Source organism: Yoonia vestfoldensis DSM 16212 (assembly GCF_000382265.1).
Lineage (GTDB): Bacteria > Pseudomonadota > Alphaproteobacteria > Rhodobacterales > Rhodobacteraceae > Yoonia > Yoonia vestfoldensis.
Window position 1 is genome coordinate 249036 of the sequence record NZ_KB907974.1, and the last position, 16706, is coordinate 265741.

A 16706-nucleotide genomic window follows, 5' to 3' on the forward strand; every position below is an offset into this window, starting at 1 on the left:
GGTTTACCCCGCCGCCCGCACGTAGTCCGTGACCGATGTGTAATCCTTGCGCGGTCCGGTCACATCCCAAGTCGCGCGCCAATGCGGCCAGCGGGTGAAGTCATAGACCACACTGTAGTGATCCGCTCCGCAGGGATGATCCGTCCCCGCCGCCTGCCCCTCGGGCACAAAAGAATGAAAATTACGCCCGTCCGCGAAGCGGACTGTGACCAGCCTGTCCGCAAAGTCCCAAAAGTACCGCCGCGTCGCCTGCATCGGCGGCGTATCCCCAAAGCGCATCTGCCCGTTCTCGACATAGATCAGCCCCGCCTCACCCACCGGCTCCAATTCCGCCACGCCGACAAAATCGCCCCGCATCCCGCTATGCCGATCCTCGATCCGGCGCACCACCTGCCAAAGTCCTGCAAAATCATCCCGTCCCAGCACCGCATCTTTCCCGTTCTTGGCTTGAGGCTTTGCCCCGTCCCTCTTATGACGCAAAGGCAATCCGCTGCCCAGATCAACGCAAAAGGTGTCCCGATGATCCCACGTTATTCCCGCCCCGAAATGACCGCCATCTGGGACCCCGCCACCAAGTTCCGCATCTGGTACGAGATCGAGGCGCACGCCTGCGACGCCCAAGCCGCCATCGGCGTGATCCCCAAGGACAACGCCGCCGCCGTCTGGAACGCAAAAGACGCCACCTTCGACGTGGCCCGCATCGACGAGATCGAAGCCGTCACCAAACACGACGTCATCGCCTTCCTGACGCATCTGGCGGAGATCATCGGGCAAGACACCGCGCGGTTCGTGCATCAGGGGATGACATCCTCCGACGTGCTCGACACAACATTCAACATCCAGCTGGTGCGCGCCTCCGACCTGTTGCTGGCTGGTGTGGACCGCGTCTTGGCGGCCCTGAAGACCCGTGCATATGAGCACAAGGACACCGTGCGCATCGGGCGCAGCCACGGCATCCATGCCGAACCGACGACGATGGGCCTGACCTTCGCCCGCTTCTATGCTGAAATGGACCGCAACCGCGCGCGGCTGGTCAATGCCCGTGCGGAAATCGCAACCGGTGCCATCTCGGGTGCTGTCGGCACCTTCGCCAATATCGACCCATCGGTCGAACAACACGTCTGCGCCCAGCTTGGTCTCACGCCAGAGCCGATCAGCACGCAAGTGATCCCCCGCGACCGGCACGCGATGTTCTTTGCCACCCTTGGCGTCATCGCGTCGAGCATCGAGAACATCGCGATCGAGATCCGCCACATGCAGCGCACCGAGGTGCTGGAAGCCGAGGAGTTCTTTTCCGCAGGCCAGAAAGGCAGCTCCGCCATGCCGCACAAACGCAACCCCGTGCTGACCGAAAACCTGACCGGCCTTGCGCGGCTGGTGCGCATGTCGGTCATCCCCGCGATGGAAAACGTGGCCCTTTGGCATGAACGCGACATCAGCCACTCATCCGTCGAACGCGCGATCGGGCCGGACACGACGATCACACTGGATTTTGCGCTGCACCGTCTGGCGGGTGTGATCGAAAAGCTGGTGATTTACCCCGACAACATGCTGGCTAACGTGAACAAGTTCCGCGGTCTGGTGATGTCGCAGCGTGTGCTGCTGGCGCTGACGCAAGCGGGCGTGAACCGCGACGATGCCTATAAACTGGTGCAGCGCAACGCCATGCGGGTCTGGGAACAGGGTGCAGATTTCAAGACCGAGCTACTGGCCGACGAAGACGTGCTACGCGCGTTGACGCCAGCCGAGATCGAGGAGAAGTTCGATTTCGGCTACCATCTGAAGCATGTCGACACGATCTTCGCGCGCGTGTTCGGCGCGCGCTGACGTCAGGGGAAACACCAGATCAGGACGGGCCGGTCCCGGGCGGTCAAACGTTCGCCGGCGCGTGTACCGGATGCCGCTGCATCATGGTGGCCGACTGCGGAATGGCCGCGACCGACGGCGTCGGTGCGGACTTGCGCATGACCGCGGGCATACTCATCGCGACATAGCGGCGCGCATCATGCACGTTGACATAGGAATCGCCGATGATCCGCGCCGGAAAGCCGAGCTGGCGCAGGGTGCGCGCGAATACCGGCGGACAAAGCGCGATGATCTCCGTCGCACCATGCTGGCGCGCCTGCGTGACGACCCCGTCCAGCACCAGCGACAGGCATTCGGCGCGGTCGGCCTGCGTCGTCACCTCGTCCGAGATCACCACACGGGTCGCTTCCCAGACATTCGGCGTGACCTCGGCATGCGGAATGATGTCGGCGGGGATCCCGATCAGCTTGCCGGCGACCGCGTCGCGCAGCATGTAGGTATGTCCCCCCCACTGCGCCGTGGTCGCCATGGCGCGCATGCCACCGACCACCTTGCCGTCCCGCAGGACCAGCGAATAATACGCGTTGGGGTTGTCGTACTGATCCATCTCGACCTGGTCGTCATGCGGAACATCCCAGCCAAGCTGATCGACAAAAAACTGTTTCCGTAGCGCCAGGAACTCGAAAAAGGCGGTCCCGTGACGGTGCAGATCCAAAAGATTGAAGGTAATATTTTCCATGTGCTTCCCCTTGATGTAAAAACGACGGTCGCAGGCCGACGACCGCTTAAGGTGTCATTATGACATCTTAAATTAAGCTCTAATTGTAATTAATAAATTAAAAAAGAAGGTAAGCGTTTTATATCAGGCCATACTGGCTGGCAAGGGCTGCCGCCTGCGTCCCTGTCTTGGCCCCAAGCTTGAGCTTGGCATTCTTCAGCCGCTGCTTGACCGCCCCTTCGCTGACGTTCAACTGGTAGGCGATTTCCTTGAGTCGCTTGCCATCCCTGACCATGCCCAGCGCCTGAAGCTCTGCCTTGGTCAGATTGGTCGGTGGCGCGGTTTCGCTGTGGCGGCGGGCAAGATAGACTTGCAGCAGCTTTGCCTCGATCGACGTGAATTCTCGATCCGGTCTCGTAAAGGACGCCAGCGACCGCTGCACATCCTTGCCACTATCGAAGACAGACACCGTCAGACCATAGCGCATCCCGAAAGTTTGCGCCTGCTGCAGGACACGCTTTGGGTCGTCCAACGTGATCTCGCTCCAGCGGATGCTTCCGACATTGCTGTAGGCCCATCTAATCGCCGGATCATAAAGCATAAAGCGCTGTTTTGTGTAGTGAGTGACCCAGGCAGGTGGCAGGACATTCGTCTCTTCCATTGGAAACGCAAAACCAATCCGCAGCGCGATGTAATAGCCCGATGGAGCAAGCTGCCCGATCTCCTCCGGACCGATTAGTACTGACATTCACTACCCTTCACGAGCTTCATCTTCGAGAAAGCTCTTGGTGCTGCGCACTTGTTGACACTAGTATGGCTCAGACGTCCACGGCAGACGATAATTTAATAATACCTATTATGGCAACCATAAAGCGAGTGACCCCGTGCCTGCTACACAGTTACAGATTACCAGTATTCTGGAGCGGTTCAATGGCTTGGCGCCCGACGGATACGCTATCGGACTGAACATTCAATATACCACACCACGGTTCATGTTCCAGACCTATCCGAAAGCGTGGCTTGATCACTATTCACGCAATGGTCTGCTGATGTCGGACCCGATGGTTGCCTGGGGATTTGAACATGCCGGCACCGCACGCTGGTCCGAACTGAGCGATCCGGCGGGCGTCATGCAGAAGGCGGCGGAATTCGGCCTGTCCTATGGGGTCGTGATCACGGAAGTGTCCGAAGACGACCGCAGCATTTGCGGATTTGCCAGAAAATCGGCGGAATTCACCGACGCCGAAATCGCGGACCTGGCAAAGTGCGTCAGCGCCTTGCACGCAATTACCGCGGACATGTCCCGTCTGGACCCAACGACCGTGGACCAGCTCAAGAAAATGTCGATCATGGTCACGCATCCCGGTTCCTGACGGGGTTGATAAGGGATTTATTTACCCGTCATGCCCTAGACTTGGGCCATGACATTCATGACCGATATTCACAGCACCGCCGCGATGACACGCCGACGCAAGGCGGCGATCGTCGTGCAGATGCTGATTGCCGATGGCGGCAGCATGCCTTTGGCGGACCTGCCTGAACCATTGCAGGAAATCCTGACCGGCGAACTGGCCTTGCTGCGGCGGCTTGACCGCGTGACGATGGACGCCGTTGCCGAAGAATTCGCCGCCGAACTCGATGCCATCGGGATGGCCGCCCCTGGCAGCCGCGACAATGCGATCACCGCACTTTCCAGTCACCTCAGCCCCGCACTTGCCAGCCGGCTCCAATCGCAACTCGACAGCGTGCGCAACGGCGATCATTGGCCACTGGTCGTGGACCTGCCGGTCCCTGTGCTCGCACGCATCATGCAATCAGAAAGTATCGAGGTCTGCGCCGTCGCGCTGTCAAAACTGCCCGTTGCCAAAGCAGCAGAGGTGTTGGCGAAAACACCCGGCGACAATGCCCGACGCATCACCTATGCGATGTCACTGACCGGCGATGTGACCCCCGACGTCGTGCGGCGGATCGGGCGCGCCCTGGCGCAGGATTATGGGCGCAGTTCCGCCACTGCCTTTGACAAGGCACCGGTGCAGCGGTTGGGCGCGATCCTCAATTCCGCGACGACCGACACGCGCGAAGACATGCTTGCCGGATTGGGGGCAAAGGACCCCGCCTTCGCCAGCGATGTGCGCAAGGCGATCTTTACCTTCAAGGATATCGCGCCGCGCGTCAAACCGACGGACATTCCGACCTGCATCCGGTCCGTGGATGCCGCCGTGCTGACCACCGCGATGGCGGCCGGGCTCGCAGGCGACGCCGATGTCGCGGCCTCGGCGGAATACGTGCTGGCCAATGTCTCGCAGCGGATGGCGGCACAGATGCGTGAAGATGCCGCCGAACGCGGCCCCATCAAGAAGGCTGATGCCGAAACCGCGATGGCCGCGGTGACGACCGCGGTGCGCGAACTTGTCGATGCGGGGCTGATCACGCTGCGCGACCCGGACGAGGAAGCCGCGGCTTGACCCACCGACCATCGGCCGGACCCCTCACGCATTATCGCGTGGACACCGGCGGCCGATCCGCTTAATTCTTGCAGCATGACAGATGATGACTTGCCCCTTGGCCGCCGTTGGCACGACATGGGCGGCCTGCCAGCCGGCGTGGTCCCGCAAGACCAGCACGATTTCGCGCTTTGGGAAAAACGTGTCGATGCCTTGATGGTGCTCGGCAGTGGCAAAGGCCATTTCACCGTGGACGGGCTACGCCGCGTGCTGGAAGACATGGGCGCTGACGCGTTCGAGACGATGACCTATTACGAACGCTGGATCGCCGCGATCAACCAGAACCTGATCGAGGCGGGCGTCTATACCACCGATGAACTCGGTCGCAAGATGACAGAGGTCGCCGCCCGCGGGCCGACCTATGGCGATGCCTGCCGTGACTGACCGGACCTATCTGCGCGTGCGCGCCGACATGCCCCCCGGCCATGTGCGCACCCCCGCCTATCTGCGCGGCAAGACCGGCTGGGTCGAACGCGACCTTGGCGTCTTTCCCAACCCCGAAGACCTCGCCTATCGCCACAAGGGGCGCATGATCCCGCTGTTGCGGGTCCGCTTTGCGATGAAGGATGTCTGGGGCAGCGCCGCTGAACGCCCCGACGACACGATCGACGCAGAAATCTACGCCCATTGGCTCGAACCGGCAGAGGCGCCCCATGCCCCATGATCACCACCCTCACCGCCCCGATGACGACCATGCGCTGACCTATGCCCAGCAGATGGAAATCGCCGTGCGTGAATTGTTGATCGCCAAGGGCGTTACCACAGCCGCGGAAATCACCGCCCAGATTGCGGCGATGGATGCGCGCAGCCCCGCAAATGGGGCTGCCGTTGTCGCCCGCGCCTGGACGGACCGTGACTTTCGGGCGGCCTTGCTCGAGGACGCCGCCGAAGCCAGCCGCGCCATGGGTTTCGACCTTGGCCCGCTGCGCCTGATCGCGGTCGAGAATACGGCAGAGGTGCATAACGTCATCGTCTGCACGCTCTGTTCCTGCTATCCGCGCAACCTGCTGGGCCTGCCGCCCGATTGGTACAAATCCCGTGCCTACAGGTCGCGCACGGTCAAGGAGCCCCGCAAGGTCCTGTCCGAATTCGGATTGCACCTGCCCGAGGATGTGCAGGTCCGTGTCCACGACAGCACCGCCGACATGCGCTATATCGTGATCCCGCAACGCCCCGCTGGCACAGACGGTTGGTCCGCCAAGGATCTTGCGGCACTTGTCACCCGCGACAGCATGATCGGCACGGCGCAGGCCAAGGCACCGCCGGTCCTGTGAAAGACGACGCCCAGATCACCGGCAGCATGGGCGACCGTGCCGCCGATGTCGCGCTGCGCGGTCTGATCGGCGGCGCCAAGGCGCTGCCCTATCCGGCCCGCGTCCGCCTGATGGGGGCAGCGCTGGCGCATGGCATTGCCCCGCTTGCTGGGTACCGCAAACGGGCCGAGACTCATCTGGCGCTGATCTATCCCGACATGCCTGTGCCAGAGCGGCGCCGGCTTGCGCGCGCCTGTTGCGACAACTTCGGTCGGACCCTGATCGAGAATTATTCGTCACGCGACTTCGCCGCACATCTGTCGGGCACCCAGCCGATCGGCCCCGGCATGACCGCGCTTGCACAGGCCGCCGCCGACAAGCGCCCGGTGATCTTTGCCACAGGCCATTTCGGCAACCACGAAGCGCCGCGTCAGGTACTGACCCGGCTGGGCTACGATATCGGCGGATTGTACCGGCCGATGCAAAACGCCTTTTTCAACGCGCATTATTCCCGGACAATGACCAGCTGGGGCGGACCGGTGTTCGAACAGGGCCGCCAGGGCACGATGGGTTTTGTGCGCCATCTGCGCGGCGGCGGCATGGGGACGTTGCTGTTCGATGTGGCAGCCAATGGTCCTGCGATCCCGTTTCTGGGCCATCCCGCGCATACCGCGACCTCGATCGCGGATATCGCCCTGCGGACCGACGCGCTGGTTATTCCCTATTTCGGGGTGCGCCAGCCCGATGGCATGTCATTCGACATTGTGCTGGACGCGCCCGTGACGCCCGCCACCCCGGTCGAGATGATGGTTGCGCTGACGCAAGCCTTGGAAAAACAGATTTCACGCAATCCCGCGCAATGGTTCTGGGTGCATCGCCGGTGGAAATCGCGGTAGAATTAACGCAGCCGCGCCGCCCCGACAATCGCGCCATGTCCCGCCTGCTGAATGATCGCAACGACAGCATCGGGCCCTTCGGCAGGGACAGTTATGTCAAGCGACATTTGTCCGTCCCACTGCGCCAGAACGATCCATGAGGTCACGACATTGGCGTAGTCGATCTCGTTGCCGGCGTTTTCCCCACGCCTGATATCGACCGTTTCCAGCGGGAGATACCGCACCAGTTGCACGTCATATTCGCCAACGGCGCCCGGATCAGCAGTGATCGTCACCATGTCACCCGACCGCACGAGGTTGACGTCAAAGACGCTTGGCTGGTTCGCATGCGCCTGCAAGGAATCCATCACCTGCATCGGGCGCGACCCGACCATATGGTCGATCCCGCCAACGATCATCTGCGGTGTATAGATCATGGTCGCTTGTGCCGCGCGGGCATAGGCCTGTTGGCGCGCCGTGTGTTCAGGCTTGCCGAACACATCGACCCATCCCAGATAATCCCAGTAATCGACATGCAGCGCGAGCGCGATCACGTCGTCACGTTTGGCCAGTTCGCGCAGGATGTCGTCGGCGGGCGGGCAGGACGAACAGCCCTGCGATGTGTATAGTTCCACCACCACCGGATTGTCCTGTGCAACCACCTGCGAGGCGTGAAAAAGACCGGCCAATCCGATTGCTGCAAGTAAAAGGCGCATGTTCCATCCCGACTGAGGCTGCCCAAGCGGTTTAGGCAAAATCAGGCCGAAATGCCAATCAACCAATTGCGACTGTCTTGGTCGCAATGTTTCACTCTGATTCCGACAAATCTTTGACGATTGTGTGCAATGGTATACAATTTTTCACCTGACCCCCTTGATCGGCAATCGCGCATGGGGCAAAAGCGCAGCAACAGCCTTGCTTTGCATAAGCCATGAAAGGGATAGCCATGACCGTCACCGTCGGCAAAGACACCGCCAAAACCCGCAAAACGCTGAAAGTCGGGGACCAGTCGGTCGCCTATTATTCGATCCCCGCAGCCGAAGCGGCCGGTCTTGGCGATTTCTCCAAACTGCCCGCAGCCCTCAAGGTGGTGCTGGAAAACCTGCTGCGCTTCGAGGATGGCGGCTTTTCGGTCAGCGTCGATGACATCAAGGCGTTTTCCGACTGGGCCACGATGGGCGGCAAGAACCCCCGCGAAATCGCCTATCGCCCTGCCCGCGTGTTGATGCAGGATTTCACCGGCGTGCCCGCCGTGGTCGACCTTGCCGCGATGCGCGACGGGATCAAGGCGCTGGGTGGTGACGCCCAGCAGATCAACCCGCTGAACCCTGTCGATCTGGTCATCGACCATTCGGTGATGATCGACGAATTCGGCAATCCGCGCGCCTTCCAGATGAACGTGGACCGCGAATACGAGCGGAACATGGAACGCTACCAGTTCCTGAAATGGGGCCAGAAGGCGTTTAAAAACTTCCGCGTCGTCCCACCGGGCACCGGCATCTGCCATCAGGTAAACCTTGAATATCTGGCGCAAACCGTCTGGACCGATACCGACCAGAACGGCGAACTGGTGGCTTACCCCGACACGCTGGTCGGCACCGACAGCCACACCACCATGGTGAACGGCCTGGCCGTGCTCGGCTGGGGCGTCGGCGGGATCGAGGCCGAGGCCGCGATGCTCGGCCAGCCCGTGTCCATGCTGATCCCCGAAGTCGTGGGCTTCGAGCTGACCGGCGAAATGACCGAAGGCACGACCGGCACCGATCTGGTGCTGAAAGTCGTGGAAATGCTGCGCAAACTGGGTGTGGTCGGCAAATTCGTCGAATTCTACGGATCGGGCCTTGATAACCTGCCTCTGGCCGACCGCGCCACGATCGCGAACATGGCGCCCGAATATGGTGCCACCTGCGGGTTCTTCCCGATCGACAACGAAACCCTGCGGTACCTGCGCAATACCGGCCGTGACGAAGACCGCATCGCGCTGGTCGAAGCCTATGCCAAGGAAAACGGGTTCTGGCGCGGCGCGGATTACGCCCCCGTCTATACCGAAACCCTGTCGCTCGACATGAGCACGGTTGTCCCTGCGATCTCTGGCCCGAAACGCCCGCAGGACCACATCAACCTTGATGTCGCGGGCAAAGCATTCGGCGATTATGTCAAAGGCGTGCGCGGCGGTGTCGATGCGACCGTGAAAGAAGAAATGCGCTGGGAAGGTGAAGGCGGCCAGCCCGAACCAACCACGATTCCCGGCGACGAAGGCTTCCACAGCCGCGGCTATGTGAAAACCGACGACGGCAGCTATCAGTTGCACGACGGGTCCATCGTGATCGCCTCGATCACATCCTGCACCAACACGTCGAACCCTTACGTGATGATCGGCGCAGGTCTGGTCGCACGCAAGGCCCGTGCGCTGGGTCTGAACCGCAAACCTTGGGTGAAAACATCGCTCGCCCCCGGATCACAGGTCGTGTCCGAATATCTGGAGGCTGCGGGTCTGCAGGAAGACCTCGACGCCATCGGGTTCAACCTTGTGGGCTATGGCTGCACGACCTGTATCGGCAATTCCGGCCCGCTGGAGCCCGCAATCAGCAAGGCGATCAACGACTATGACCTGATCGCAACCTCGGTCCTGTCGGGCAACCGCAACTTTGAAGGCCGGATTTCGCCTGACGTGCGCGCGAACTATCTGGCATCGCCGCCGCTGGTCGTGGCCTATGCGCTGGTCGGCGACATGAACGTCAATATCGCCACCGACGTGATCGGACAGGACAGGGACGGCAACGACGTCTATCTGCGCGACATCTGGCCAACCTCGGCCGAGATCAACGCGCTGGTCGAACGCACCGTCACGCGCGAGGCGTTCATCTCGAAATATGCCGACGTGTTCAAGGGCGACGAAAAATGGCAGGCGGTGGAAACCACCGACAGTGAAACCTATGACTGGCCAGCCTCGTCCACCTATGTCCAGAACCCGCCCTATTTCAAAGGCATGTCCAAGGACGCAGGCACGATCCAGAACGTCGTCGATGCAAAGGTGCTGGCGGTTCTGGGTGACATGGTCACGACCGATCACATTTCGCCTGCCGGTTCGTTCAAGGACACCACCCCCGCCGGTCAATATCTGATCGCGCGGCAGGTGCCGGTGCGCGAATTCAACAGCTACGGATCGCGCCGCGGCAACCACGAGGTCATGATGCGCGGCACCTTCGCCAATATCCGCATCAAGAACGAGATGCTGGACGGCGTCGAAGGCGGTTACACCAAGGGCCCCGATGGCGCGCAGACCTCGATCTTTGACGCGGCGATGGCGCATCAGGAAAACGGCACGCCGCTGGTCATCTTTGCGGGTGAACAATATGGTGCCGGGTCCAGCCGTGACTGGGCCGCGAAAGGCACAGCGCTGTTGGGCGTCAAGGCCGTCATCGCCGAAAGCTTTGAACGTATCCACCGCTCCAACCTGGTGGGCATGGGCGTGGTGCCGTTCGAATTCACCGGCGGCGATACGCGCAAGACGCTCGGCCTGACCGGCGAGGAAACCGTGACCATCGAAGGTCTGGATGCGGTGAAACCCTTGCAGGACATGACCGCCAAAATCACGATGGCGGACGGGTCGGTGAAGGAAATCACCGTGAAATGCCGGATCGATACGGCGGTCGAGATCGAATATATCGAAAACGGCGGCGTGCTGCATTACGTGCTGCGTAACCTCGCCAAAGCGGCCTAGAACACAAAACCCCGGTGGACACACCGGGGCTTTTCAACAGGTGCGCAACATGCGCACCCTACGGTTTGGCGCAGGTAGGGTGCACATTTTGCGCACCCATCTTACCCGCCTGTTGCGCGGGCCAGTTCAGGCAGGAACCTTTGTTCCAGATCAGACCCGATCAGCGGGCCGATGAACCGGAAAAGCACCGTGCCGTCGCCGCCCACGATGAAGGTCTCGGGCGGTGCGGTGACCCCCCAATCAATCGCGGACCTGCCGCGCAGGTCGAACCCGGTGGCAAAGAACGGGTCTTCGTATCGGTCAAGATATTCTGACGCCTGCGCCTGCTGATCACGAAAGTTGATTCCGGCAACGCGGTAACCCTGTTCCTCCAGCTCCAGCAGGATCGGATGCTCGGCCCGGCAGGGCGGGCACCAGCTGGCCCAGAAATTGACGATCGTCACCTCGCCGCTGCGCAGGTCGGCGTCGGTCAGTTGGGTGGTGCCATCGACCGCCTCGACCGGCACGGGCGGCGCGGGCTGGCCCACGAAGGTGGACGGCAATTCGTCGGGATTGTCGCGCAGGATGCCCGCAAGGAACAACCCCGCGAAAGCGGCAAAAACCACCGGCGGCAGGATCATCAGGGGCGACACCTTAGCCATTCTTCTCGACCTCGTCCAAGGCGGCGCGCACGCGGGCATACCGCCGCCAGCTTAATCCCACGATGGCCAGCAACAGCACGATGCTGCCGATATAGGCCGCCGTCACCTCGGCTGCGTAGCTTCCCAGATCAGGCATGTTGCCCCCTTGCCTGCAGCGCCTTGATCCGGCGCGCGCGAATTTCGGTGCGGGTGCGCATCAGCACAAGTGCGACGAACAACAGCACGAACCCCGCGATGCAAACCAGCAGCGGGTAATAGAAAACATCCGCCACGTTCTTTTCCGCATCGAGCGACAATGACGCCCCCTGATGTAGCCCCTGATTCCAGAAAAACACCGCATAACGCGACAGGATCGCAAAGATCGACCCCACGATGCACAGGATCGCGGTGAGGTCGGCGGCCGTGTCGGGATCCTCGATCGCCTCCCAGAGCGCGATATAGCCGAGATAGAACAAAAACAGGATCAGGAACGATGTCAGGCGCGGATCCCAGGCCCACCATGTCCCCCACATCGGCTGCCCCCAGACCGCCCCGGTCCAAAGCGCGATCAGCGTCATCACCACGCCCACAGGGGCCGCAGCACGCGCGGCAAGCGCGCTGACGTGATGCCGCCGCACGACCCAGATCAGCGACGCGACCAGCATCATGATCCAGGCGTTGATGGCCATCAGCGCGGATGGCACATGCAGATAGATGATCTTGACCGTCGATCCCTGCCGGAAATCGTCGGGGGTGAAGAAGAACCCCCAGACCAGACCCACGACAAGACAGACCCCCGCCAGACCAAAGGTCCAGGGCAGCACGGATCTTGTCCAGCTCATGAAGAGCCTTGGATTGGCATATTCCCACATCGACATGGCGATTATCTATCCTTCTGAAACATCTGTCTCAATCCCCGATCACCGCAGATTGATGCGTAACACGGCCGCAGTGGCGAATGGCAGGATCGCGAAACAGCCCGCCGTGATCCCCGCCTGCAGGATCAGCGCGCCACTTGCGTCCAGCCCCGCCGCCCCGCGCCGCACCGCCTCTGCCCCGAAGATCAGCGTCGGCACGTAAAGCGGCAGCACCAGCAACGACAACAAAAGCCCGCCGCGGCGCAAGCCGACCGTCAGCGCCGCGCCAAACGTGCCGATCATCGACAGGGCCGGCGTCCCGATCAGCAAGGACACCAGCAAATAGCCGTAAGCCTCGGGTTGCATCAGCAAAAGGAAGCCGAAAAACGGTGCGGCCAGCGTCAGCGGCAGGCCGGTCGTGATCCAATGGGCACTGGCCTTGACCAGCCCCGCAGCCTCCAGCGGCAAGGGCGATGTCGCGAGCAAGGCCAGAGAGCCATCCTCGAAATCCAGTGCGAAAATCCGGTCGAGCGACAAAAGCGCCGCCAAGAGCGCGCCAACCCACAGGATACCGGGGGCAATCGGACGCAAAACTTCGCGCTCGGGCCCCACGCCGAAAGGCACCAGCACCACGACGATCAGGAAAAACGCAAGGCCAAGGCCGAACCCGCCGCCCGCCCGCAGCGCCAGCCGCAGGTCGCGTTTGAGCAGCGCGATCATAAAAACGCCTCGTCCGTACCGCCGCCAGTGCCGGGGGCGGATTTGAACGGGGTCAGGTCCAGCACGGGCGCATCAAGCCCAAGGTCGATATGCGTGGCGATCACCGCGATCCCGCCCTGCGCCAGGTGGTCATCCTGCAGCCAGCGGGCGAACATCGCAACCGATCCGGTGTCGAGCGACACGGTCGGTTCATCCAAAAACAGGATCTTGCGCCCGATCACCGCCAACCGCGCCAGCCCCAGCCGCCGCTTTTGCCCCGCCGACAGCGTGCCGCCCTGCCGGTTGCGGAATTGGGCAAGGTCGAAACGGTCCAGAACGCCCGTGTCCAGCGGCAGACCGTACACCTCGGCCCAGAAAGCCAGGTTTTCGGTCACGGTCAGCGCCGTTTTGATCCCGTCGGCGTGGCTGGCATAGGCCGCCGCCTCCTCTGGCATCTCCACTTCGCCGGTGATCGCCGGTTGCAACCCCGCCAGCGTGCGCAGCAGGGTCGTCTTGCCGATCCCGTTCGGCCCGCGCAGAACAAGCGCCTGCCCTGCGGCCAGATCGAAACTGACCCCGCTCAGGACCGCGACACCGCCGCGCGCACAGCCCAAATCGGCGACATGCAACATTCAGACAGGGATCAGGGCAACCGCAACGCGCCGCCCTTCGGACAACAAGACGTTGTAGGTCCGGCAAGCGGCAGGCGACGCCATGCTTTCGACGCCGATGCCCGCTTCTTCCAGGGTCGTGCGGAAATCCGCAGGCAGATGCGCGATCTCGGCCCCCGTGCCGACAAAAACCACGTCGACATCGGCCATGCGGTCGATGATCGCGCCCGTATCGGCGAACCCGCCCCAAGGCGACACGCCTGTCGGGAACACGAGCACCGGCCCCATCACCACCTTGCCGCCGATGCGGAAAAAGCCGGGGCCATAGCCGTCAATCGGGACGGAATCGGTATATCTGATCTCGTTCAGGCGCATCTATTGTCCACCTCAGGTGTCGATATGGCCGTATTTGGTGCCCGCTGCGGGGTCTTTCTTGGACCAGTCGCGTTTGACACCCAGCATCAGCACGATGTTCTTGGCGACATAAAGCGATGAATAGGTCCCGACGATGATGCCCCAGGCAATGGCAAAGACAAAGCCCCGGATCACGTCGCCGCCCAGCACCAGAAGCGCTATCAGAGCAAGCAGGGTCGTGCCCGAGGTCATCATGGTCCGGCTGAGCGTTTCATTGGCCGAGATGTTCAGCACGTCGATCAGAGGCTTGGCCTTGTATTTGCGCAAGTTCTCACGCGCGCGGTCGAACACGACCACGGTATCGTTGATCGAATAGCCGACGATGGTCAGCAGCGCCGCGATGATCGCAAGGTCAAAGCGTATCTGGAACAGCGCGAAAATCCCGATCGTCAGCACGACATCGTGGATCAGCGCGGCAACGGCCCCCACCGCGAATTGCCATTCAAACCGCAACCAGATGTAGATCACGATGGCGGTCAGCGCACCAAGAACGGCAAGAACAGCCGTGCGGATCAATTCGCCGGACACTTTCGGCCCGACGCTTTCGACCGACGGAAAGGTGATGTCGGGGGCGACACCGCGCAAAGCGTCCTGGATTTGCGCAATCGTCTGCGGAGAGATGCTTTCATCGCCTTCTTGCGCCTGAATCCGGATCATGGCGACATTCTGATCGTCGGCAAAGGTCGGATCAAAGACTTCGGTGATGCTGACATCGCCCAGCGCAAGCGGTGTCAGCGCCTCGCGGTAGGCAGCGACATCGACCACCTGGGTCGATTCGGTGCGGATCGACGTGCCGCCCCGGAAATCGATCCCGAAGTTCAGGCCATAAACCAAGAACACCACCAGCGACATCACCATCAGCAGCGCGGACGCCCCGAAAGTCACCCAAGCATAGCGGAAAAAGTTGATGTTCGTATCGTCAGGGATCAGCCGCAGGCGCATGTAATCAAACCTCGATTGTCTTGGGTCGGCGATATGCGAACCAGATGGAAATCAGCGATCGTGTGACGAAGATGGCGGTAAAGACCGATGTAATGATCCCCAGCCCCAGCGTGATCGCGAAACCGCGCACCGGACCCGACCCCAGCGTGAACAGGATCAGCGCCACCATGAAGGTGGTAAAGTTACTGTCGGTGATCGCCGACAGGGCGCGTTCATAACCAAGCTCGATGGCGCGGGCGGGGCCTTTGGCAGTTTTCATTTCTTCGCGGATACGCTCGAACACCAGCACATTGGCATCGACCGCCATCCCCACCGTCAGGACGATCCCCGCGATCCCGGGCAAGGTCAGCGTGGCCCCGACCAGCGACAGCGCGCCGAAGATCAGTCCAAGGTTGATGACCAGTGCCAGATTGGCGAACCATCCGAACAGACCATAGGTGAATCCCATGAAAAGCACGACCAAAAGACCGCCGACAAGCGCGGCCAGACGGCCCGCATCGATGGAATCCTGCCCCAATTCGGGCCCGATGGTGCGTTCTTCAAGAAAGGTCAGTTCGGCAGGCAAAGCCCCCGCGCGCAGCAGGACGGCCAGATTGGTCGCCTCTTCCACGGTGAAATTGCCGGTGATGATGCCGGACCCACCGGGAATGTGGCTTTGGATCGTGGGCGCGGAAATCACTTCGTTGTCGAGCACGATGGCAAAAGGCGACCCGACATTGGCCAGCGTGTAATCGCCGAAAATCCGCGCCGCCGCGGTGTTGAACCGGAACGCGACCGCCGGGCGGTTGTTCTGGTCAAAGTCGAGCTGCGCGTTCTCCAGTTGCTCGCCTGTCACGACGGGGCGGCGTTCAAGAATATAGAACAGACCCGGCTCATCCAGCGACGGCACAAGGAAATTGCCGGTACCGGGGGATTCGTTGGCGTTGCTCGTGCGCGCGATGACCGGGTTGAAGGTCAGCTGCGCCGTCGTGCCAAGCAGGTCCTTGATTTCCTGCGCAGACCCGACGCCGGGCACCTGCACAAGCACACGTTCCGCACCCTGGCGCTGGATCGTGGGTTCACGTGTGCCGACCTCGTCGATCCGCCGGCGGATGATTTCAAGCGTTTGCAGCATCGTGCGCTCGTTCATGGCGGACATTTCCGCCTCGCTCAGCGTCACGGTCAACAGCGTGCCGTTGATGCGCACGTCGATATTGGACGACGCCGCTCCGGTGAAGGACGTCACCGGACGGCCCAGGCCCCGCACCAGTTCAAAGGCACGGTTCGCGCCCGCCGGTTCGGAAATCCGCACGCGCAATTCGGTGACAGGCCCTTCCTCGCGGGTGACGAAACCCACAGTCTCGCGTTCGGCGGCAAGCACGTCACGCACCTGCGGCCAGAACCCTTCAAGAAAGGAAGCATGCACATCCTGCACCGCGACCTCGACGAGCAGATGCGCACCGCCGCGCAAATCCAGCCCCAGATTGACCAGACTGGACGGCAGGAACGACGGCCAGAGGGCGGCCTCTTGTTCCAGCGTCGCACTTGTCTGGCCCGCCTCGATCAGCGCGCGCGCGTCGTTCGATGTCTCGACGCGGTTATAAAACCCGTTGGGCAGCGCCAGCATCAGGCCAACCACGACGGTCAGCCAGATCATGATCTGCTTGGGATAGGAGATGGACAGCATGTTCCGGCCTTTTCGGC

At 61.7% G+C, this 16706-nt stretch carries 20 protein-coding genes; 8 read left to right on the forward strand and 12 right to left on the reverse strand.

What is annotated here, in order from left to right:
• Window positions 1-3: 3 nt before the first annotated feature.
• Window positions 4-426, reverse strand: a complete 423-nt coding sequence (locus H147_RS0103060) for a DUF6314 family protein (RefSeq protein WP_019953869.1) — start codon at window positions 424-426, stop codon at window positions 4-6.
• Between the two features lie 93 nt (window positions 427-519).
• Here H147_RS0103060 and purB point away from each other — a divergent pair, with 93 nt between their 5' ends.
• On the forward strand, window positions 520-1827 hold the full coding sequence (purB, locus tag H147_RS0103065; RefSeq protein WP_026352203.1) for an adenylosuccinate lyase: 1308 nt from the start codon (window positions 520-522) through the stop codon (window positions 1825-1827).
• Window positions 1828-1870: 43 nt separating this feature from the next.
• On the opposite strand, the gene H147_RS0103070 is transcribed toward purB, so the two are convergent.
• Both H147_RS0103070 and H147_RS0103075 read right to left on the reverse strand, forming a co-directional pair.
• The gene (locus H147_RS0103070) at window positions 1871-2545 is read right to left on the reverse strand and encodes an acyl-homoserine-lactone synthase (protein WP_019953871.1); all 675 of its coding nucleotides are present in this window, start codon (window positions 2543-2545) and stop codon (window positions 1871-1873) included.
• 118 nt (window positions 2546-2663) lie between these two features.
• A complete protein-coding gene (locus H147_RS0103075; protein WP_026352204.1) occupies window positions 2664-3272 on the reverse strand; it encodes a helix-turn-helix transcriptional regulator in 609 nt (202 codons plus the stop codon).
• A 136-nt stretch (window positions 3273-3408) separates the two neighbouring features.
• On the opposite strand from H147_RS0103075, the gene H147_RS19265 reads away from it, so the two are divergent.
• From H147_RS19265 to H147_RS0103105, 6 genes are all read left to right on the forward strand, one after another.
• The gene (locus H147_RS19265; protein ID WP_026352205.1) at window positions 3409-3897 is read left to right on the forward strand and encodes an autoinducer binding domain-containing protein; all 489 of its coding nucleotides are present in this window, start codon (window positions 3409-3411) and stop codon (window positions 3895-3897) included.
• Between the two features lie 57 nt (window positions 3898-3954).
• Entirely contained in the window at window positions 3955-4989 is a 1035-nt protein-coding gene (locus tag H147_RS0103085; protein ID WP_245541093.1) for a FliG C-terminal domain-containing protein, read from the forward strand.
• A gap of 75 nt (window positions 4990-5064) precedes the next feature.
• Window positions 5065-5412: an SH3-like domain-containing protein gene (locus H147_RS21485; protein ID WP_026352206.1), complete on the forward strand. Its 348-nt coding sequence runs from the start codon at window positions 5065-5067 to the stop codon at window positions 5410-5412.
• Window positions 5390-5692 (forward strand): SH3-like domain-containing protein, encoded by a 303-nt coding sequence (locus H147_RS21490; RefSeq protein WP_019953876.1) that lies wholly within the window; start codon window positions 5390-5392, stop codon window positions 5690-5692. The genes H147_RS21485 and H147_RS21490 overlap by 23 nt, the downstream gene beginning before the upstream one ends.
• Window positions 5682-6302, forward strand: a complete 621-nt coding sequence (nthA, locus tag H147_RS0103100) for a nitrile hydratase subunit alpha (RefSeq protein WP_019953877.1) — start codon at window positions 5682-5684, stop codon at window positions 6300-6302. The genes H147_RS21490 and nthA overlap by 11 nt, the downstream gene beginning before the upstream one ends.
• Window positions 6299-7177, forward strand: a complete 879-nt coding sequence (locus H147_RS0103105; protein ID WP_019953878.1) for a lysophospholipid acyltransferase family protein — start codon at window positions 6299-6301, stop codon at window positions 7175-7177. The genes nthA and H147_RS0103105 overlap by 4 nt, the downstream gene beginning before the upstream one ends.
• A gap of 2 nt (window positions 7178-7179) precedes the next feature.
• Here the strand turns inward: H147_RS0103105 and H147_RS0103110 are convergent, their stop codons facing one another.
• Complete coding sequence (locus tag H147_RS0103110; protein ID WP_019953879.1) at window positions 7180-7872, reverse strand: DUF1223 domain-containing protein; 693 nt, start codon at window positions 7870-7872, stop codon at window positions 7180-7182.
• A 230-nt stretch (window positions 7873-8102) separates the two neighbouring features.
• Between H147_RS0103110 and acnA the strand changes: the two genes are divergently transcribed.
• Window positions 8103-10880 carry an aconitate hydratase AcnA gene (acnA, locus tag H147_RS0103115; protein ID WP_019953880.1) on the forward strand — a complete coding sequence of 926 codons (2778 nt, stop codon included), beginning with the start codon at window positions 8103-8105 and terminating at the stop codon, window positions 10878-10880.
• A gap of 101 nt (window positions 10881-10981) precedes the next feature.
• Here the strand turns inward: acnA and H147_RS0103120 are convergent, their stop codons facing one another.
• The 8 genes from H147_RS0103120 to secD are packed head-to-tail and all read right to left on the reverse strand — an operon-like array spanning window position 10982 to window position 16689.
• A complete protein-coding gene (locus H147_RS0103120; RefSeq protein WP_019953881.1) occupies window positions 10982-11521 on the reverse strand; it encodes a DsbE family thiol:disulfide interchange protein in 540 nt (179 codons plus the stop codon).
• Window positions 11514-11657: a heme exporter protein CcmD gene (gene ccmD, locus H147_RS0103125; RefSeq protein ID WP_019953882.1), complete on the reverse strand. Its 144-nt coding sequence runs from the start codon at window positions 11655-11657 to the stop codon at window positions 11514-11516. Before ccmD ends, H147_RS0103120 begins: the two co-directional genes overlap by 8 nt.
• Entirely contained in the window at window positions 11650-12378 is a 729-nt protein-coding gene (locus H147_RS0103130) for a heme ABC transporter permease (protein WP_051108177.1), read from the reverse strand. The genes ccmD and H147_RS0103130 overlap by 8 nt, the downstream gene beginning before the upstream one ends.
• 42 nt (window positions 12379-12420) lie before the next feature.
• Window positions 12421-13077, reverse strand: a complete 657-nt coding sequence (ccmB, locus tag H147_RS0103135; RefSeq protein WP_019953884.1) for a heme exporter protein CcmB — start codon at window positions 13075-13077, stop codon at window positions 12421-12423.
• Window positions 13074-13688 (reverse strand): heme ABC exporter ATP-binding protein CcmA, encoded by a 615-nt coding sequence (gene ccmA / locus H147_RS0103140; protein WP_019953885.1) that lies wholly within the window; start codon window positions 13686-13688, stop codon window positions 13074-13076. Before ccmA ends, ccmB begins: the two co-directional genes overlap by 4 nt.
• The gene (locus H147_RS0103145) at window positions 13689-14042 is read right to left on the reverse strand and encodes an Mth938-like domain-containing protein (RefSeq protein ID WP_019953886.1); all 354 of its coding nucleotides are present in this window, start codon (window positions 14040-14042) and stop codon (window positions 13689-13691) included.
• A gap of 12 nt (window positions 14043-14054) precedes the next feature.
• Window positions 14055-15023: a protein translocase subunit SecF gene (gene secF, locus H147_RS0103150; protein WP_019953887.1), complete on the reverse strand. Its 969-nt coding sequence runs from the start codon at window positions 15021-15023 to the stop codon at window positions 14055-14057.
• Window positions 15024-15027: 4 nt separating this feature from the next.
• Window positions 15028-16689 (reverse strand): protein translocase subunit SecD, encoded by a 1662-nt coding sequence (gene secD, locus H147_RS0103155; protein ID WP_019953888.1) that lies wholly within the window; start codon window positions 16687-16689, stop codon window positions 15028-15030.
• Window positions 16690-16706: the final 17 nt, after the last annotated feature.